20 protein-coding genes are annotated in these 19172 nt (G+C 57.0%); 14 read left to right on the plus strand and 6 right to left on the minus strand.

Going from position 1 to position 19172, the window contains the following annotated elements; translation table 11 throughout:
- Positions 1 to 112: 112 nt before the first annotated feature.
- Positions 113 to 1063 carry a lipoyl synthase gene (gene lipA, locus D9K61_RS21755; protein ID WP_120635294.1) on the plus strand — a complete coding sequence of 317 codons (951 nt, stop codon included), beginning with the start codon at positions 113 to 115 and terminating at the stop codon, positions 1061 to 1063.
- Positions 1060 to 2202, plus strand: coding sequence for an amidohydrolase (locus D9K61_RS21760; RefSeq protein ID WP_120635295.1), 1143 nt, complete (start codon positions 1060 to 1062; stop codon positions 2200 to 2202). The genes lipA and D9K61_RS21760 overlap by 4 nt, the downstream gene beginning before the upstream one ends.
- A gap of 5 nt (positions 2203 to 2207) precedes the next feature.
- Here D9K61_RS21760 and D9K61_RS27070 read toward each other — a convergent pair whose 3' ends face one another.
- A complete protein-coding gene (locus tag D9K61_RS27070; protein WP_162946996.1) occupies positions 2208 to 2381 on the minus strand; it encodes a hypothetical protein in 174 nt (57 codons plus the stop codon).
- Positions 2382 to 2924 (minus strand): hypoxanthine phosphoribosyltransferase, encoded by a 543-nt coding sequence (gene hpt, locus D9K61_RS21765; protein WP_120635650.1) that lies wholly within the window; start codon positions 2922 to 2924, stop codon positions 2382 to 2384. It abuts the gene before it with no gap.
- 72 nt (positions 2925 to 2996) lie between these two features.
- On the opposite strand from hpt, the gene D9K61_RS21770 reads away from it, so the two are divergent.
- Together D9K61_RS21770 and D9K61_RS21775 are read left to right on the plus strand one after the other, a co-directional pair.
- Positions 2997 to 3443, plus strand: coding sequence for a type II toxin-antitoxin system RatA family toxin (locus D9K61_RS21770; RefSeq protein WP_120635651.1), 447 nt, complete (start codon positions 2997 to 2999; stop codon positions 3441 to 3443).
- A gap of 37 nt (positions 3444 to 3480) precedes the next feature.
- Positions 3481 to 4776 carry an MmgE/PrpD family protein gene (locus tag D9K61_RS21775; protein ID WP_120635296.1) on the plus strand — a complete coding sequence of 432 codons (1296 nt, stop codon included), beginning with the start codon at positions 3481 to 3483 and terminating at the stop codon, positions 4774 to 4776.
- Here D9K61_RS21775 and pyrC read toward each other — a convergent pair.
- Complete coding sequence (pyrC, locus tag D9K61_RS21780; RefSeq protein ID WP_120635297.1) at positions 4773 to 5810, minus strand: dihydroorotase; 1038 nt, start codon at positions 5808 to 5810, stop codon at positions 4773 to 4775. The genes D9K61_RS21775 and pyrC overlap by 4 nt on opposite strands.
- 179 nt (positions 5811 to 5989) lie before the next feature.
- On the opposite strand from pyrC, the gene D9K61_RS21785 reads away from it, so the two are divergent.
- Positions 5990 to 6898, plus strand: a complete 909-nt coding sequence (locus tag D9K61_RS21785; protein ID WP_120635298.1) for a MoxR family ATPase — start codon at positions 5990 to 5992, stop codon at positions 6896 to 6898.
- A 58-nt stretch (positions 6899 to 6956) separates the two neighbouring features.
- Positions 6957 to 8213: a VWA domain-containing protein gene (locus tag D9K61_RS21790; protein ID WP_120635652.1), complete on the plus strand. Its 1257-nt coding sequence runs from the start codon at positions 6957 to 6959 to the stop codon at positions 8211 to 8213.
- A 3-nt stretch (positions 8214 to 8216) separates the two neighbouring features.
- Here the strand turns inward: D9K61_RS21790 and D9K61_RS21795 are convergent, their stop codons facing one another.
- Positions 8217 to 8717, minus strand: a complete 501-nt coding sequence (locus D9K61_RS21795) for a hypothetical protein (protein ID WP_120635299.1) — start codon at positions 8715 to 8717, stop codon at positions 8217 to 8219.
- Between the two features lie 234 nt (positions 8718 to 8951).
- Between D9K61_RS21795 and D9K61_RS21800 the strand changes: the two genes are divergently transcribed.
- The 5 genes from D9K61_RS21800 (at position 8952) to D9K61_RS21820 (ending at position 14881) form a co-directional block, all read left to right on the plus strand.
- Positions 8952 to 9920, plus strand: a complete 969-nt coding sequence (locus tag D9K61_RS21800) for an XdhC family protein (RefSeq protein ID WP_120635300.1) — start codon at positions 8952 to 8954, stop codon at positions 9918 to 9920.
- Positions 9917 to 10918 (plus strand): molybdopterin-binding protein, encoded by a 1002-nt coding sequence (locus D9K61_RS21805; protein ID WP_120635301.1) that lies wholly within the window; start codon positions 9917 to 9919, stop codon positions 10916 to 10918. Before D9K61_RS21800 ends, D9K61_RS21805 begins: the two co-directional genes overlap by 4 nt.
- A 150-nt stretch (positions 10919 to 11068) precedes the next feature.
- Positions 11069 to 11554: a (2Fe-2S)-binding protein gene (locus D9K61_RS21810; RefSeq protein WP_120635302.1), complete on the plus strand. Its 486-nt coding sequence runs from the start codon at positions 11069 to 11071 to the stop codon at positions 11552 to 11554.
- Positions 11555 to 11635: 81 nt separating this feature from the next.
- Positions 11636 to 13996 (plus strand): xanthine dehydrogenase family protein molybdopterin-binding subunit, encoded by a 2361-nt coding sequence (locus D9K61_RS21815; RefSeq protein ID WP_120635303.1) that lies wholly within the window; start codon positions 11636 to 11638, stop codon positions 13994 to 13996.
- A 93-nt stretch (positions 13997 to 14089) separates the two neighbouring features.
- A complete protein-coding gene (locus D9K61_RS21820; protein ID WP_120635304.1) occupies positions 14090 to 14881 on the plus strand; it encodes a xanthine dehydrogenase family protein subunit M in 792 nt (263 codons plus the stop codon).
- Between the two features lie 53 nt (positions 14882 to 14934).
- Here D9K61_RS21820 and D9K61_RS21825 read toward each other — a convergent pair whose 3' ends face one another.
- Positions 14935 to 15831 (minus strand): MurR/RpiR family transcriptional regulator, encoded by an 897-nt coding sequence (locus D9K61_RS21825; RefSeq protein WP_120635305.1) that lies wholly within the window; start codon positions 15829 to 15831, stop codon positions 14935 to 14937.
- An 87-nt stretch (positions 15832 to 15918) separates the two neighbouring features.
- Here D9K61_RS21825 and D9K61_RS21830 point away from each other — a divergent pair, with 87 nt between their 5' ends.
- From D9K61_RS21830 to D9K61_RS21840, 3 genes are all read left to right on the plus strand, one after another.
- On the plus strand, positions 15919 to 16713 hold the full coding sequence (locus D9K61_RS21830) for a 3-keto-5-aminohexanoate cleavage protein (RefSeq protein WP_254055838.1): 795 nt from the start codon (positions 15919 to 15921) through the stop codon (positions 16711 to 16713).
- On the plus strand, positions 16710 to 18026 hold the full coding sequence (locus tag D9K61_RS21835) for an aspartate aminotransferase family protein (RefSeq protein WP_120635306.1): 1317 nt from the start codon (positions 16710 to 16712) through the stop codon (positions 18024 to 18026). The genes D9K61_RS21830 and D9K61_RS21835 overlap by 4 nt, the downstream gene beginning before the upstream one ends.
- A gap of 76 nt (positions 18027 to 18102) precedes the next feature.
- Positions 18103 to 18510: a hypothetical protein gene (locus D9K61_RS21840; RefSeq protein ID WP_120635307.1), complete on the plus strand. Its 408-nt coding sequence runs from the start codon at positions 18103 to 18105 to the stop codon at positions 18508 to 18510.
- 21 nt (positions 18511 to 18531) lie between these two features.
- Here the strand turns inward: D9K61_RS21840 and infC are convergent, their stop codons facing one another.
- Entirely contained in the window at positions 18532 to 19080 is a 549-nt protein-coding gene (infC, locus tag D9K61_RS21845) for a translation initiation factor IF-3 (RefSeq protein WP_120635308.1), read from the minus strand.
- Positions 19081 to 19172: the final 92 nt, after the last annotated feature.

Here is a 19172-nt window from a genome sequence, read left to right on the forward strand (position 1 = left end):
TTCTGCGGTCGCACAGTGTGATTGCATAGCGGATATGCACGGCTGGTGTAATCACAGCGGCTGGTTTATGTTATAGGTACACAGAGTTGACCCAAAGTCAGGAAAACTGCCCGTGCGAGATCTGAAGGTCCCCGAACAACGTCACCCGGAAAAAGCCCATCGTCCGGACAATGCGCAGCCCAAAAAGCCGAGCTGGATTCGCGTTAAAGCCCCCGGTGGTAAAGGGTACGCCGATACCCGTCGGATCATGCGGGACAACAACCTTGTCACCGTGTGCGAGGAAGCCGGGTGCCCCAATGTCGGAGAGTGTTGGAGCCAGGGACACGCGACGATGATGATCATGGGCGAAATCTGTACGCGCGGTTGCACGTTCTGCAATATCGCAACGGGTCGTCCGGACGCTTTGGATGTGTTCGAACCGGGGCGTGTGGCTCATGCCGTTGAAAAGCTGGGTTTGAACCACGTCGTGATCACCTCGGTGGATCGGGATGATCTAAAGGATGGCGGTGCGGAACATTTTGGCCAGACCATTCGTGCGATACGGCACCGGTCTCCGAAAACGACGATCGAGATTCTGACGCCCGATTTTCTGAAATGCGACGACAAAGTTCTTGAAACTGTGGTCGAAGCCAAACCTGATGTGTTCAACCACAATCTTGAAACCGTGCCGGGGCTATACCTCGAAGTGCGACCCGGTGCGCGCTATTTCCATTCGCTGCGCCTGCTGCAAAGGGTCAAGGAGCTGGACCCGTCGATCTTCACCAAATCCGGTATCATGGTTGGTTTGGGTGAGAGCGAACAACAAGTACGCCAGGTGATGGACGACATGCGTGCCGCTGATGTCGATTTCCTGACAATTGGTCAGTACTTGCAGCCAACCCCCAAGCACCACGGGGTGGATCGCTTTGTCACCCCCGAAGAGTTCGCATCGTACGAAAAAGCAGCCTATGGCAAAGGGTTCCTGATGGTTTCGGCGACGCCATTGACCCGGTCTTCGTACCACGCGGGCGATGATTTCGCGCGTTTGCGGGCCGCACGGCAGGAAAAACTGGGACAAGTGTGACGCCGGGAACAGTCAAACGTCTGACGGCCCTACGTCACGAGCTGCACCAATTCCCCGAAGTCTCGGGGGATGAGAAAAACACGGCCGATCGGATTACCAACCTGATGCAGAATGCGGGTGCTGATCTGGTCGTGACCGGGCTCGGCGGGCATGGCGTTGCTGCGGTGTTCGAAAGCGGCATAGAAGGGCCTGGTGTCGGAATTCGTTGCGAGTTGGACGCGCTGCCAATTCAGGAAGAATCTGGCCTGCCTTACGCGTCGCGCATTCCTGGAAAGGGTCATCTGTGCGGCCATGATGGCCATATGGCGATGGTGGTGGGTGTGGCAGAGGCTTTGCGCGCGGCACGCCCACGATCAGGCCGTGTGACCTTGATCTTCCAGCCGGCTGAAGAGACTGGAAAGGGCGCTGTTGCGATCCGAAGTGATCCGCGTTTTGCAGAGTTTGCCCCCGACCATGTATTTTCCCTGCACAACCTGCCGGGACTGGATCTGGGCGTTGTCGAGATTTGTGGTGGGCCTGCCAATTGCGCGTCTCGTGGGATGCGGATTGTTTTGACGGGCAAAACTTCGCATGCCGCTGCGCCACAGGACGGGGTTTCCCCGGCTTCTGCATTGTCGAAGCTCATGCCTGCTTTGGCAAAGCTGGGGCAGGGAGGGCAGCTGGATCAAAACTACGCACTGACCACCGTGACCCACGCAAATCTTGGGGAGCAGACATTTGGCGTTGCACCGGGACGGGCGGAACTGTGGGTGACCCTGCGCACGGTCTCGGACACGCGCATGGCAGACCTGATTGCCGAAGCGGAAGCACTGGTTGGAGAGACGTCTCGGTCGGAAGGTTTGGCATCAGAAATCACCTATGACGACGTCTTCGAAGCCTGCACCAATCACTCGGACGCCGTCGATGTTCTGAAGCAAGCGTGTATTGAACAAAACGTCCCGGTCCGTTTGGTGGACGATCCGCAAAAGTTCTCGGAAGATTTCGGGCAATTCGGCACAAATGCAAAAACGGCTATGTTCTGGCTGGGTTCTGGGCCGGATCACCCGCAGCTCCACAATCCGGACTATGATTTTCCGGACGCGCTCATTCCAATCGGGACAGGGATTTTTCTCGCAGCGATCCGTCGGATACTCGGGTGACAGGATCAGCGCGGCGCGCGCGTCCATTCACCCGTCGCCCAATCGGGCCACCAGCCTAGGTATTCGATCCCGAAAATCAGGAAACACAGCAGAATAACTCCGAACACAAGCTGTACCCGCCGTTTCGAAGGCGGGTTTTTGGCCCATTGGGACATGCGCAGGAAATGGCGCGGGTTCATCTATGCCTCGGTAAATCTGACCTTGCCGATAAACGGCAGGTTGCGGTTACGCTGAGCGTAATCGATCCCGTAGCCCACGACAAATTCGTCCGGGATCTCAAATCCGATCCAATCAGAGCGGAAATCAACCTCTCGTCGGCTTGGCTTGTCCAGAAGTGCGATGGATTTCAGGCGTTTTGGGTTGCGGCTGACCAAAAGGCTCGTGACATGGTTTAGGGTATGGCCCGTATCTACGATATCTTCTACCACCAGCACGTCACGCCCTTCAATTGCGCCGCGCAAGTCTTTGAGAATTCGTACTTCTCGGCTACTCTCCATCGCATCTCCGTAAGAAGACGCCTCAAGGAAATCTACTTCGATCGGCAGGTTCAGTTCGCGCACAAGATCGGCAATAAAGACAAAACTGCCGCGCAAAAGACCGACAACAACCAGCTTGTCTGTATCTCCAAACTCATCCGTTATTTCGCGACAAAGCTCCTCGATCCGGGCGGCAATCGCCTTGGCCGAGATCATCTCATCTATCACATATGCGCGGTCACTCATCCCAGCCCCCTTGATCTTTGGCGCGCAACATACGACATGACGCGCCATTGTCATCTGAAAATACCGGACGCCATGCCTATCCATTCGGAAACACGTCACCTGCCTTACACCGCCCAGCAGATGTATGATCTGATCGCAGACGTCGCCAAATACCCCGAGTTTCTGCCTTGGTGTGCAGCGGCACGCATTCGCAAAACCTATCAAACCGGTGAGGCCAAGGTGCTGGAGGCGGATCTGGTCATTTCGTTCAAAGTGTTTCGGGAACGGTTCGGTAGCCGGGTCACGTTGTTTGGGGACCAAAAAAGAATCGACACCGAAAATCTGGATGGCCCATTCAAGTACATGAAATCCGACTGGCAGTTCGCGGACGCGCCGGACGGTGGCTGTAATATCTCGTTCCACGTCGATTTCGAGTTCAGGAACGCCATCCTGCAAGGCATTATCGGCGTTGTTTTCAACGAAGCCATGCAGCGGATCGTTCGTGCGTTCGAAGCCCGCGCAAAAGAACTCTATAGCTAAGCCTTTACCAATGATTGGTGCACGTTAGACTGTGCGCATGCATGATCTGACCACATCCTTGGCGGCCTTTGCTGCCGGTCCTGTAACGACATCCGCCCAGGCGCGGATCGTGACGTCCTTGTCAGCGCTCGACTGGATCGCTGTGGGGCGGGTTGGTGCGGCTGAACCGGTCTCATCAGCTGTCCGAGACTTGGTTCTGGGTGAAGAAGGGGCAGGCCAGGCGCATCTTTTCGGCGGTGGCGCGGCCCCACTACGCGCGGCGGCGTTAGTCAACGGAACCGTCTCGCACGCGTTGGACTATGATGACACGCATTTCGCCCATATCGGCCACCCTTCGGTGGTTGTTTTGCCCGCGGCGCTGGCGGTTACGGAATGGGATGACCGCATATTGGTGGACTTTCTCGAAGCCGCTCTGATCGGGATGGAAACATCGATCCGTATTGGGTTGTGGCTTGGGCGCGGGCACTATCAGGCCGGGTTCCATCAAACCGCTACTGCAGGCGCTTTCGGCGCTGCAGTGGCCGTTGGGCGGGTGTTTGGATTTGATGAAAAACAGATGCAGCATGTCCTTGGATTGACCGCAACGCGTGCTGCAGGTTTGAAAGTGCAGTTCGGGACCATGGGTAAACCATATAACGCCGGGCTTGCATCTTCTGCCGGGGTCGAAGCCGCCCTGCTGGTGCAACGCGGTTTTGAACCAAATGCCGGTGCGTTAGAGGGTCAATACGGTTTCGGGTCCACCCATCAAGGCGCATCCGACGTGGACGCGGCATTGGATGGCTTAGGAGAAGAGTGGCTGTTCGAATCCGTCAGCCACAAGCTGCACGCTTGTTGCCATGGGCTGCACGCCGCGCTTGAGGCTGCTCGGGATTTGGATATTGCCGAGCCGGAAGTGGCTGAAATTAGGATCAAAACGCACCCACGCTGGATGAGTGTCTGCAATCAGGTCGCCCCGACAACCGGGCTGGGTGCCAAGTTCTCCTACCGCACAGTCATAGCAATGCATGCGCTGGGGTTTGATACAGCCTTACCGATCAATTACTCCAAGAAGGTCTGCGCCAATCCGCGTATCACGTCCCTGGGGGATCGCATCACTGTCGAAGCCGACGATACTCTTTCCGAAACCCAAGCGCATCTGGAGCTGCTGCGTCGCGACGGGGTCCGGCGCGAAGCGACGCATGACCTGCTGGCGCCTATGTCGCTTGCTGATCGCGAAGATCGCGTGCGTGGAAAGGCCGCCAAGTTGATTGGCAGCGATGAAGCGGACGCGATCTGGTCGATGCTACGTACCGGAGGACACGCCCGCGATCTGGCGGAAGGATTGACGGACTAGTCGACGCGCCAATGCAATGGAAAGCCCGGGTCAAAAACGGTTACCGGTCCGTCAGGTGTCTCGATTTTGGCCGGGTAATCCACCGGGCCGCCCTTGGTTAGGGTCAGCGTGTCTGCGTTTGCGGGTAACCGGTAAAAAGCTGGCCCATTAAGCGCCGCAAACCCTTCTAACTTGCCCAACGCGCCTTCACGCTCGAACATCTCCGCCAACAAGGACATGGTATTGGTCGCGGTGAAGCACCCGGCACATCCGCAGGCCATTTCCTTGTTATCATCGGTATGGGGCGCACTGTCGGTGCCCAGGAAATACCGATGGTCGCCGGAAGTCGCGGCTGCCAGCAAAGCCAATCGGTGTTCTTCGCGTTTGGCGACGGGCAGGCAATAGTAATGCGGTTTGATCCCGCCAACCAAAATGTGGTTGCGATTGATGATCAGGTGGTGTGCGGTAATGGTCGCGCCCAGATCGGTATCATTGGCTTTGACGTACTCAACACCGTCCTTGGTGGTGATGTGCTCCATAACTACACGCAGGCCGGGCGTCGACTTGCGGATTGGGTCCAGCACGCGATCGATGAACACGGCTTCGCGGTCAAAAATGTCGATCTCAGCATCTGTGACTTCACCATGCACACACAAGGGCAGGCCAATTTCAGCCATCTTTTCAAGTGCCGGGCGTACTTTTTCGAAATCCTGCACACCCGAGGCAGAGTTTGTTGTCGCCCCGGCCGGGTACAGTTTGATCGCTTTTATCAGGCCACTGGCATGTGCAGATTCGACATCCGCGGGGTCTGTATCTTCGGTCAGATACAGGGTCATCAGCGGTTCAAATGTCATCCCGTCCGGCAGGGCCGCCAGAATACGGTCTCGATAAGCGGCGGCCTGTGTGCCGGTCACGACGGGGGGCACAAGATTGGGCATGATGATAGCACGGGCAAAGTGGCGCGCGGTTTCGGGCAGGACGGCTTGCAACATTGCGCCATCGCGCAAGTGCAAATGCCAGTCGTCGGGGCGGCGGATCGTGATGCTTTCGGTCATGGGCCATCCGCTAACACAGCCGCTTGCCTCGGGAAAGAGCCGCGTTGCAGCAAATGACGTAACCAAGGCGCGGGCATGTCTGCAGCTTGTTAATCAAGCGGATCGTCGTACGTGGTTCATCGATCAGTGACTTGACGCGTGGCGTGCACCATGACCTGTTAGGCCCAAGGAGAAACTACATGCACCAACCCCAATCAATTGATGCCGTTCAGCAGGTTCTGGGCGCTCAAGGCTATGTCTGTGGTCGTGCCCTGGCAACGGTGGTGTTTCTTGCCCTGAAACTGGGCCGACCGCTGTTTTTGGAGGGTGAGGCGGGCGTTGGAAAAACCGAAATTGCCAAAGCACTGGCAGGTGGCCTTGGGCGTCGGCTGATCCGTTTGCAATGTTACGAGGGGCTTGATGCCTCCTCAGCCGTTTACGAATGGAATTTTCCGGCGCAAATGGTGGCAATTCGCACAGCCGAGGCATCCGGCGGGGCAGATCGCAATAGTTTGCAGACCGAATTGTTCTCGGACGAGTATTTGATTGAACGCCCGTTACTTCAAGCCATGCGGCCGGACGAAAATGGTGCGCCGATCTTGCTGATCGACGAACTCGACAGAACCGATGAACCGTTCGAGGCCTTCCTGCTGGAAGCGCTCAGTGATTTTCAGGTGACCATCCCCGAACTCGGGACAGTGAAAGCCCCGGAACCACCTATCGTGATCGTCACCTCGAACCGCACCCGCGAGGTGCATGACGCGTTGAAACGCCGTTGCCTGTATCACTGGGTCGACTATCCCGATTTTGAACGAGAAATCGAAATTCTGCACGCGCGTGCGCCCGAAGCTGCAGATGCGCTAAGCCGCGAAGTCGTGGCCTTTGTTCAGCGCCTGCGGACCGAGGATCTGTTCAAAAAACCGGGTGTGGCGGAAACCATCGATTGGGCCAAATGCCTGCTCGCCTTGGATGTCATTAATCTAAGCCCGGAAGTCATCGGCGATACTTTGGGGGCGATCCTGAAATACCAGGACGACATTCAAAAACTGCAAGGGTCCGAGGCGAAACGTATTCTGGATCAGGCAAAAGCCACACTCGAACCGGCCTGATGCTTCACCTTTTTCGAAATACTCCGGGGGTATGGGGGCAGCGCCCCCATGATGTATGATGGCAGAACAACTCCCAATCGATATCCCGGATGATCCGAAATTGGCACAGAATATCACGCATTTCGCGCGGGCTTTGCGGAAGGCTGGATTGCCCATTGGCACAGGTCGGGTCGTGGATGCCATTCGCGCGGTTCAGGCGGCGGGATTCACCGAGAAACAGGATTTTTACTGGACGCTTCACGCTTGTTTCGTCAATCGACCCGATCATCGTACTGTTTTCGCGCAGGTTTTCCGCCTCTACTGGCGTGATCCACGTTACTTGGAACATATGATGTCCATGATGCTGCCTGCAATTCGCGGGGTGCAGGAGGACCGCAAGGCCGAGGCTGGAGAAAAGCGCGCGGCGGAAGCGTTGTTGGATGGCGTGGAACGCGACCATCCAGATTCCAGCGAAGACGAAGGCGAGACCGAGCTTGAAATCGATGCGTCGCAAACCGCGTCATCCGAGGAACGTTTGCGCAGCCTCGATTTTGAACAGATGAGCACCGCTGAAATTGCGCAAGCCAAACGTCTGCTGGCGCAATTGAATTTGCCCGTCAAACCTATCGCCAGTCGCAGGGGTCAGGCCAGCCATCTGGGGCACCGCATTGACCGAGGGCGCACGTTGCGCGCAGCCATGCGGCAGGGCGGTGAACTGCGCGATATTGCCCGGATGAAACCCAAACCACGCTGGCCCAATCTGGTGGCCTTGTGCGATATCTCAGGTTCGATGAGCCAGTACAGCCGCATTATTCTGCACTTCCTGCACACGGTTTCGAATACCAAGGGCGCTGGATGGGCCAAGGTTCACGCCTTCACCTTTGGTACTCGACTGACCAATATTACCCGTCACCTGCAGCAGCGTGATGTCGACGCTGCGTTGGCGGCGGCAGGTTCAGAGGCTCAGGATTGGGAAGGTGGCACACGGATCGGGGACTGCCTGCACGCTTTCAACCGGGATTGGTCGCGCCGGGTCATGGGGCAGGGCGCTGTGGTTTTGTTGATCACGGATGGTCTGGACCGTGGGGAACCCGACGCGTTGGCGAAAGAGATGGAGCGGTTGCACCTGTCCTCTCATCGTCTGATCTGGCTTAACCCGCTGCTACGCTGGGATGAGTTTGCACCCAAGGCGCGGGGAATCGTATCAATGTTGCCGCATGTTGACAGTTTCCGCGCGGGTCATTCCATCGCCTCGCTGGAAAATCTGGCGGCTGTCATTTCAAAGCCCGACGATGTGGGTGAGAAAGCGCGGTTGATGTCCGCGCTTTCTGCCTGAGCTTTAATCAAGCTGTTTTTCGTTGCACTCGCGTGCCATTTCCATCGCTTTATAGGTGCCCGTCAGATCGACTGTGAAAGCAAATTCTTTCTCGGGGAATACGATCATGACCTTTTTCTTGGCCAGATCATCGGCGAATTGAGGATCGTCTGACAGGACGTAACCGCCGGAATATCCTTTGGTAATGTTGCCTTTCATGCCGGTCGCTTCGCCCAGATAGATGTTGTCACCCAGCAGGATCGCCACAGCCTCTTTCTCACCGCGTTTGATATCGGTTTTGGCTTTGGTGAAAACACCGACATAGCCAACACCGCGATCCTCGGTCAGGCCCATCTGGACAACGTTTTCAGCGTCATCAACAGCTTCGATCAGGCAGGATTTCTTTTCATTGTCGATGAACACCTTCCAGCCCTCGACTTCGCCATAGCGTTCAAATGTATCAGCCCATGCGGCGGTTGAGGTCAAAAGACCGATCGCCGTTCCCAGTGTAAGAATGCGTTTCAACTTTTTGTCTCCGATGTAAAATGGTCAAAGCAGGCAGCCGGTTGATGACCGGCTGTTCCAGCAGGCTAGAGGCTGGAACATCGACATTCAATGCTCTGCTTCTGAGAATGTGAGGATATGCCCGCACTACTTTGCCGCGAAGTCTTTTTCAAAGGCATCGCTTTCATGTGCTGATCTTACTTTTTATTGCCTTAAAGCGCCTTATGTTGGGTCGGAATACGCCGGGAGGGTTCAATGGATCGATTCGACAATAGTCCAGAGACAGCGTTGGAATGGTTTCGCCGCGGGCGCAGTGCGGCCCTTGCGACCGTTGTTGAAACCTGGGGCAGTGCCCCACGTCGTGTCGGGGCGCAACTTGCCATTGGCGGGGACGGTCGGATCGAAGGGTCGGTTTCGGGCGGCTGTGTCGAAGGCGCTGTAATCGTTGAGGCGTTGGAAGCCATCGAGGAGGGCGAAGCCCGCCTGCTTGAGTTCGGTGTCAGCGACGAAGACGCCTTTTCTGTCGGGCTTGCCTGCGGTGGAACCATTCGGGTTCTGGTTGAACCCATTGGTCAGGTCTTGCCCGAGCCAATGCTGGCCGAACTGGTTGATGCGCGGGCGGCACGCGAACCGCTGGCCTATGAGGTCAACGTTGACACCGGCCACCGCGCTCTGCGCCGAAACGGTTATAGTCAAAGGCTGCGTATGGATCGCTCTGGTTTCGAAGAGGATGGCAAGACTTTTGTGGCGGTACACAATCCACCGCTGCGGCTGATCGTTGTCGGGGCGGTACACATCGCGCAAGCTTTGGTGCCGATGGCGCGGATCGCGGGGTATGATCCGGCGATTGTTGATCCGCGCGAGGCATTCGCCTCTGACGACCGGTTTCCCGGTGAAACGATCCTGACAGATTGGCCCGATGAGGCAGTCGCCAAATTGGGATTGGATTCGCGCACGGCTGTGGTTCTTCTGACCCACGATCCGAAACTGGATGATCCTGCACTGCAAGCTGCACTGGGCGCAGGCGTGTTTTACATCGGCGCGCTGGGGTCCAAGCGAACCCACGCGAAACGGGTCGAGCGAATGCAGAATGCAGGCGTCACCGACGCCCAGATTTCACGGATCTATGGGCCCGTGGGCCTTGATATTGGTGCATCGGACCCGGCAGAAATCGCGGTTGCAATCCTGGCACAGATGACCGCCGTGCTGAGGGGGCGGGTGTGAAATTCGGGCCGGTCCCGGTTGCAGAAGCCGAAGGCGCGATCCTGGCACATTCTGTAACAGCCGGTGGCCGGAAACTGCGCAAAGGCCTGTCCCTTTTGCCCGAACATGTGGCTCAATTGACCGAGGCGGGTGTTGATGATGTTATCGTCGCCCGGCTGGGGCCCGACGACAGTCACGAGGACGAAGCTGCCCGTATTCTGGCTGCGGCGCTGGCGACGGATCCCGCATCTGCCAATCTTCGGGTGACCGAAGCTTTCACCGGTCGGGTAAACCTGCTGGCTGACGGACCTGGCGTGGCCGTGTTGGATGTCGCGGCTTTAGAACGTTTCAATCAAGTCAATCCGATGATCACCGTCGCGACCGTTCCGCAGTACCAGCAAATGGGCGCGGGAGGCATGGTGGCGACCATCAAGATCATTTCATACGCTGTGCCTAAAGCAGATGTATTGCGTGCCGTAGATTTGGCCCAGGACGCGATCCGTCTTGCCCGTCCCTTGCACGCCAGCGCCGGTTTGGTTGTCACCGATATCCCTGGTGGTCCGCCAAACGAGAAAGGCGTCGCCGCAATCCGGGGGCGGATCGACGCGTTGGGCATGGATCTGTGTGATGTTCAGATCGTTCCGCACGAGACCGAGGCGCTCGCAGCCGCAATCTCAGACGTAGGTGGGGAACTGGTGATGATTCTGACCGGGTCGGCCACCTCGGATCTTGACGATGTCGCGCCCGCCGCTGTTGGTGCCGCCGGCGGCACCGTAGACCGCTTTGGCATGCCGGTTGATCCTGGGAACCTGTTGTTTTTGGGGGCGCTTGGGGGTCGTTCTGTTATCGGTTTGCCAGGGTGTGCGCGGTCGCCTGCGTTGAACGGCGCCGATTGGGTTCTGTCCCGCGTCGCTTGCGGAATCGAGACGACAGGAGCGGATATCGCAGCAATGGGTGTTGGCGGTTTGCTCAAAGAAATCCCAACCCGTCCGCAGCCTCGGGCACAACGGAAGAAGTGACACGGTTGATATGCGCTGACGGCTTCACGTGGATTGCCCCGTGAAACTTTTGCGACTTTTGTCTTGCATATCGCGACAAGATTTTTGTTCTCAAACGAAAATTCCCGTGCTTAACTCGAAATAAGCAAAAACATAAAATGGGAGGAATCTATGACACAGGTCTCCATGACCGTGAACGGTAAGTCTGTGAGCGGCGAGGTCGAAGGCCGGACGTTGTTGTCTGGGTTTTTGCGAGATCATCTATCACTGACGGGGACGCATGTTGGGTGTGATACGGCGCAATGTGGCGCGTGTGTTGTGCATGTGAATGGTGAGGCAGTGAAGTCTTGCAACATGCTGGCGCTTGAAGCGGATGGTGCTGATATTGGCACGATCGAGGGTCAGGCGAATGCGGATGGGTCTTTGAATGTGATCCAGCAGGCGTTTCAGGATCATCACGGTCTGCAATGCGGTTTTTGTACGCCGGGCATGGTGATGAGCGCGGCTGCGCTGTTGAAGAACAATCCGCGCCCGACCGAAGCAGAGGTGCGCAAGTACCTTGAGGGCAATCTGTGCCGCTGCACCGGCTATCATAATATCGTCAAGGCGATCATGGCCGCATCGGGTCAGGACGTCAGCAGCATCGCAGCTGAGTAATGCCGCTGCGGGCGTAAGGGAGACGCCCGTGGGAGAAGAGAGGGTGCGCTATCGCATCCGTTTATGGGAGGAGAACAAGCAATGCCCAAAGACAGTGGCATCGGAGCCAGTTCCAAGCGGCGCGAAGACGTACGCTTTCTAACCGGAGCTGGCAATTACACCGACGACATCAACGTACATGGCCAGGCCTATGTGCATTTCCTGCGGTCTGACATTGCTCATGGACGCATTAAGAACGTGGACACCTCGGCGGCAGAAAGTATGCCGGGTGTGGTCAAAGTGTTCACGGGCAAAGATTTTGAAGGCGTCGGCGGTATGCCCTGCGGCTGGGAAGTGACCGACAAACACGGCGCCCCCATGCAAGAGCCGCCGCACCCCATTCTGGCGCAGGGTAAGGTTCGCCACGTGGGTGATCCCATCGCGGCCGTTGTCGCCGATAGTCTTGAACAGGCGCGCGACGCCGCCGAGGCGATTGATGTGGATATCGAAGAACTGCCTGCCGTCATGAACATGAAGGTTGCGGCGCAGGACGGCGCGACGCTGGTGCATGACGATCTAAAAAACAACATCTGCTACGACTGGCAATTGGGTGAAGCCGACGATGCCAAGGTGAACGAGGTCTTTGCCAATGCGGCGCATGTGACCACGCTGGATTTGATCAACAACCGTTTGGTTGCCAACCCGATGGAACCCCGTGTGGCGGTGGGGGAATATGCCCGCGCGACCGAGGACTATACGCTCTATACCACCTCGCAGAACCCACATGTGATCCGTCTTTTGATGTGCGCCTTTGTTCTGGGCCTGCCGGAACATAAGGTGCGTGTGGTAGCGCCCGATGTGGGCGGAGGTTTTGGCACCAAGATCTTCCACTATGCCGAAGAGGCGTTCTGCACATTCGCCGCCAAGGCCTGCAACCGTCCGGTCAAATGGACGTCCAGCCGATCCGAGGCGTTCATGTCGGATGCCCATGGCCGCGACCATGTAAGTAAGATCGAACTGGCTCTGGATGCGGATAACAACTTTGTCGGCCTGCGTACCAACACCTATGCCAATCTAGGGGCCTATCTGTCGACCTTCTCCAGTTCGGTTCCGACATGGCTGCATGGCACGCTGATGGCGGGCAACTACAAGACGCCGGTCATTCAGGTAAATGTGAAGGCGATGTTCACCAATACGGTGCCGGTGGATGCCTATCGTGGCGCAGGCCGCCCCGAGGCAACCTATCAGTTGGAGCGCGTCGTCGATAAGGCTGCGCGCGAGTTGGGTGTCGATCCGATTGCGTTGCGGCGACAGAATTTTGTAACCCAATTCCCATATGACACTCCGGTCGCGCTGACCTATGACACTGGTGACTACAACGGGACGATGGACAAGCTTGAGGCTGCTGCTGATCTGACAGGCTTTGCCGCGCGTCGTTCGGCCAGTGAAGCCAAGGGCAAGTTGCGGGGCCTGGGCATCAACTGCTATATCGAGGCTTGCGGCATCGCGCCGTCGAACATCGTTGGCATGCTGGGGGCCCGTGCGGGTCTTTATGATGCTGCAACCGTTCGGGTGAATGCGACCGGATCAATCAGCGTCATGGTGGGGGCGCACAGCCACGGCCAAGGGCATGAGACTGCATTCCCGCAGGTTGTGGCCGAGATGATCGGCATCGACGAGTCGATGGTTGAGATCGTGCATGGCGACACCTCGAAGATCCCGTTTGGAATGGGCACCTATGGTTCACGCTCGCTGGCTGTATGTGGCTCGGCCATGGTCAAGGCCACCGAGAAGGTGATCGACAAGGCCAAGAAGATCGCGGCCCACCTGCTGGAGGCGTCCGAGGCGGATATCGAGTTGAAGGACGGTCAGTTCAGCGTTGCGGGCACCGACAAGTCGGTGGCCTGGGGTGATGTGACCCTGACAGCCTATGTGCCGCACAACTATCCTTTGGAGGTTGAGCCGGGGCTGGAGGAGACCGCGTTCTATGACCCGGCCAACTTTACCTTCCCGGCAGGCGCCTATGCCTGCGAGGTCGAGGTGGACCCCGAGACCGGTCAGGTCAGCATCGAGGCGTTCACGGCAGCGGATGACTTTGGCAACATCGTCAATCCGATGATCGTGGACGGACAGGTGCATGGTGGAATCGGTCAGGGCATCGGTCAGGCTTTGCTTGAGAACTGCGCCTATGACGAGAATGGTCAACTGCTGAGTGCATCCTTCATGGACTATGCGATGCCGCGGGCCGATGACGTACCGTTCTATGGCGTCGACCATTCCAGCCAGACGCCCTGCACCCACAATCCGCTGGGTGTGAAGGGCTGTGGCGAGGCCGGTGCGATCGGCTCGCCACCGGCTGTGGTCAATGCGGTTCTGGATGCGCTGAACTCGGGTGGTAAGGCGGTCGATCATATCGACATGCCGGTGAGCCCGTCGCGCGTCTGGGCGGCGATGAACGGGTGAGTTATGGGGAAGGCTGGGGGTGCTGCCCCCAGACCCCGGAGTATTTCCAAAAAGATGAAGAGCGGAAGGGTGCTCTTTGGAAAGGAAGACGAAATGTACAATTTCGAGTTTGAGAAGCCCTCGACCATTGCTGATGCGGTTGCGGCACTGGGGAGCGAAGATGCGCAGGCGCTGGGAGGTGGGCAAACCCTGATCCCGACGTTGAAACAGCGCCTGGCAGCCCCGTCGTCGCTGGTGTCACTGAGCGGCATTGCTGAGATGCAAGGGGTTTGTGTCGAGGATGATGGCTCTGTCGCCATTGGCGGCGTGACGACCCATGCGGCGGTGGCCGTTGATGCGGCTGGCAGTTATCCGGCGCTGGCAGCGCTGGCCGGTCAGATTGGCGATCCTGCGGTGCGCAATCGCGGCACCATTGGCGGCTCGGTCGCCAATAATGATCCGGCGGCCTGCTACCCCGCGGGCGCGTTGGGATCGGGGGCCACGATTGTCACCAATACCCGGCAGATCGCGGCGGATGACTTCTTTCAGGGCATGTTCACCACAGCGCTGGACGAGGGCGAGATCATCACTAGCGTCCGGTTCCCGGTGCCGCAGGCGGCCAGCTATCAGAAGTTCCTGCAACCAGCATCACGCTTTGCGCTGGTGGGTGTGTACCTGGCCCGGTTTGCGGACGGTGTGCGTGTTGCTGTCACCGGCGCCAGCGAAGACGGCGTCTTCCGTTGGTCCGAGGCCGAACAGGCGCTGAGCAAAGAGTTCCGCGAAGACGCGCTGATGGACCTGAACATCAACCCTGCCAACATGATCGCCGATCTGCACGGCAGCAAAAACTACCGTGCACATCTGGTCAAAATTATGACCAAACGCGCCGTCCAAGCCACCATGTGAACAATACAAAATCAACAAAACAAAGCCCCGGTCCAAAAAAACCGGGGCTTTTGTTACGGCCTGCGCAGTTTGGGGAGTTTTGATGGCTGCCAATAGGCATTGGTGTCTTCTCGGGCTTTTTCGTAGTCTTCGACCCGCTGGCGGGCATCATCTCCTCCGGCAGCGAAAAGATGCCCTAGCAGGCATTCCAAAACCGCCATCGCTCCGGAAAAACTTGTGAAGTGATGCATTGACCGAGCACTGATCTGAAAGGCTACATCGGGTCTGATACCAGGCGCAATCACATCACTGTCCGAGATCAGAACGATCTGCATACCTTTGTCCCGCGCAAAGCGCATCGACCGGATGGTATCCGCTGAATGGGGGTGAACGGTGATAGCAAACAGGCAATCGTTTTCGTCTGCGTCCAACAGATCGTCAATCGCCGATCCCATATGGCGCGGAATCAAGTGCAGATCCGGATGGGCCATACGACCAGCATAGTGAAAATAGTAAGCCAGCGCATGGCTGGCGCGGGTTGCGGTGACGAAACATCGACGGGCACCAAGAATAATCTCTGTGGCTTGCTTGATTTTTTTGGGGTCCATCAGGCGCAGTGATCTTGTGACCACATTCAATTCGTTTTGAGCAAGGGCTGCCTGGGTTTGGCTTAACTGATCGGCCGACTTCATGCGTGCTAACCAATCCTGTTGCAGGCTGTCTTCTTTGTCCGTGACGAGCGCTTGCCGAAATGGCTGCCGGAACGCATCAAAACTGTCAAAGCCCAGTCGCTGGGCCAGCCGAACCAAAACGTTCGAGCTGACGCCGATCTTTTCCGCAGTGACCCGAATGGGGTCGATGCCGAAATCTGCGGGGTGATCGATGATGTACTTGGCCGCCGCTTGAAGCTGTGGTGGGAACAGATCAATTTTGCGACGTAAGAGTTTGACCAACTGACTAGGTGTATCCATTACCACAGAAAAACATATGTTTTTAGATCAGCAAATAGAAAACATCTAGCCAGTGGATATATAATGTGGACGGCAGGAGAACTAGCAATGTCAAATCCGCTTCAACCGCAAAATGTTGGCCCACCGATGTCACTTGAAAGACCCTATGTTTTGGTTGCCCCAAACGGGGCGCGGCTTGACCGATCGGACCATCCGCAGCTTCCGGTTTCCTTGGACCAGATCGCAGACGTTGCGCGGACATGCTTTGACGCAGGTGCGCGGGGTTTGCATTTGCATGTTCGAGATGATCAGGGACGGCATTCGCTGGATGCAGGGCGATACCGCGCGGCAATCACCGCGGTTCACTCGGTCGTTCCAGACCTGGATGTGCAGATTTCGACCGAGGCGGCAGGTGTCTTTGATGTTGAAGCGCAGTTGGATTGCCTTCGGGAGGTTCAGCCAACATGGGCATCGATTTCCGTGCGCGAAATCGCGCGCATCCCCCAATTGGCCGAGCGTGTTTATGGACTTTGCAAGGAACAGGGTACGCGGGTTCAGCACATCCTGTACGACGCAGAGGATGCGAAGCTGTTAGAGCATTGGAAAGCCAACAAAATCGTTCGGACCGGGCAGGTCGATCGTTTGCTTGTGTTGGGCCGGTATGCGACCGGTCAGGTGTCAGCCCCGGAAGACATCGATCTTTTCCCTCTGGATGCGGCACCTTGGATGGTGTGCGCCTTTGGGTCGCAAGAACACATTTGTCTGCAAGAAGCCGCCTTGCGCGGTGGGGATGTGCGCGTAGGATTTGAAAACAGCCTGACCGATCCAAACGGTCGGCATTGGGGTGACAATGCCGAATCTGTTGCAGCGCTGATCTCTAGGATCGAAAGGACGCAAACATGAGCCATGTTTTTCCAAGACACACCAAAGCCGAACTTGTGGTCGCGGCCAGTGGCGATGAGTGCTATCTGATCGACGCGCAGGGCAAACGCTATCTGGATTGTGGTGACGCGGCCGTGTCCTGCCTTGGGCATTCCAACCCGGCCGTGATTGCAGCTGTTCAGAAACAGGTGGAACAGATTGCATTTGCGCATAGCGGTTTCATGACTTCAGAGCCGGCAGAAGCGTTGGCCGATCTCTTGATCCAGCACGCGCCCGGAGATCTGGATCGGGTGTACTTTGTGTCCGGAGGGTCAGAGGCGACCGAGGCGGCAATCAAGCTGGCGCGTCAGTATTACCTTGAAATCGGTCAGCCCGAGCGTCGCCACGTCATTGCCCGACGCCAAAGTTATCACGGAAACACTCTGGGCGCTTTGTCGGCAGGTGGAAACGCATGGCGGCGGGCGCAGTTCGCCCCGATGCTGATCGAGATGACGCATATTGCCCCGTGTTATGAATATGCCGAAAAGCCCGACGGTGAGAGCAGTTTTGAGTTTGGCCAGCGCGTTGCCAATGAGTTGGAGGATGAAATCCTGCGGTTAGGCCCGGAAACGGTCATGGCTTTCATGGCCGAACCGGTTGTGGGGGCAACGCTTGGTGCGGTTCCGGCGGTCGAGGGGTATTTCAAGCGTGTACGTGAAATCTGTGATCAATACGGTGTGCTGTTGATTTTGGACGAAGTCATGTGCGGCATGGGAAGAACAGGGCATCTTTTTGCCTGTGATCACGACGATGTTGTCCCTGACATTCTATGTATCGCCAAAGGGTTAGGGGCCGGGTATCAGCCGATTGGCGCCATGCTGTGCTCGGGGCAGATCTATGACGCGATCCGGGATGGATCGGGGTTCTTTCAACATGGTCATACCTATATCGGCCATCCGGTGGCAACTGCGGCGGCTTTGGCGGTTGTGACCGAACTTACAACGCGCGATCTGCCCGCACGCTCCGGTGTCATGGGGGAACAATTGCAATCCGCCCTGGAGGCCGCTTTCGGGCAACATCCAAATGTCGGCGATATCCGGGGACGAGGATTGTTCCGAGGTATAGAGCTGGTTGCCGACCGAGCGGCGAAAACTCCGTTCGATCCCGGCTTGGGCATCGCTGGAAAGATCAAAAAGGCTGCCATGGCCGAGGGGTTGATTTGTTATCCCATGTCAGGGACCCGAGACGGCAGAAACGGGGATCACATTCTTTTGGCCCCGCCGTTCGTCATCGCAGACCAACAAGTTGAAGAACTGGTCGAAAAACTTGGGCGCGCACTGACGTCTGTGATCTGACAATGATGTGACCGGCCTTCCGGTTCAGGAAGAACCGTATAGTTTGGCCTCACGGACCATAGTCTTGGGGTAAGACATGCTGCTTGATATCTGGACGAGTTTTCGGAACTTGCCGTTGTGGGTTCAGATCTGGGTGTCGTTCATTCTAGTCCCAGTGAACCTGATACCGTTGGCGTTTCTGGATCAGCCGCTGGGGATTCTGGTCACGGTTCTCGCAATTGCAGGAATGGCGTTCAACCTGCCGATCATGCTGGTGACCCGCAGTATGTCCGGCGCGATGGCGTTGCCGCACCTCGTTTTCTGGACGCCTTTGGTTGTGATCGTCTTTGGTGTGTTGCTGAGTGGCGCAGAATTGTCGCCGACTTACTTTTGGTTCCTTGTGATCCTGTTTGTTGCCGACGCCATTTCGCTTGCCTTTGACCTCCGGGATGCTGCCCGGTGGTTCGCAAACAAAAAAGCCCTCGCCAATGGGCGAGAGCTTTGAAATACGAAAGCTGACAGCAGCTTACTTCTGCGGAAGCGGACCGATCATCATGATCATCTGACGACCTTCCATCTTTGGCATGTTCTCGACCTTGCCGATGTCTTTGGTGTCTTCCGCCACGCGTTCAAGCAATTCGCGGCCCAAATTCTGGTGGGCCATCTCGCGGCCACGGAAACGCAGGGTGACTTTCACCTTGTCGCCGTTTTCCAGAAACTTGAACACATTGCGCATCTTGACGTCATAGTCATGCGTGTCTGTGTTGGGCCGGAATTTGACCTCTTTCACCTCGATGATCTTCTGCTTTTTGCGCGCTTCGGCTTCCCGCTTTTGCGTCTCGTACTTGAACTTGCCGAAATCCATGATCTTGCAGACCGGGGGATTTGCGTTCGGAGAGATCTCTACAAGATCAAGGCCGGCGTCGTCGGCCATCTGCATAGCTTTCGCGGGATGAACCACCCCGACATTTTCGCCTTCAGCGCCAATCAGGCGGATTTCGGGGGACCGGATCTTGTCGTTTACGCGTGGGCCAGTGTCTCGTTGCGGCGGCGCGTTGTGGGGTCTGCGAGCTATTGGTTCATTCCTTTGATTATTGCAGAATTTCGAGCCCGGAATTTAGACTGGTGCGCGCATTGTTTCAAGCAGCATAAGTGCCGGGAAACGCG

Source organism: Ruegeria sp. EL01 (genome assembly GCF_900313035.1).
In the GTDB taxonomy this organism is placed as follows: domain Bacteria; phylum Pseudomonadota; class Alphaproteobacteria; order Rhodobacterales; family Rhodobacteraceae; genus Ruegeria.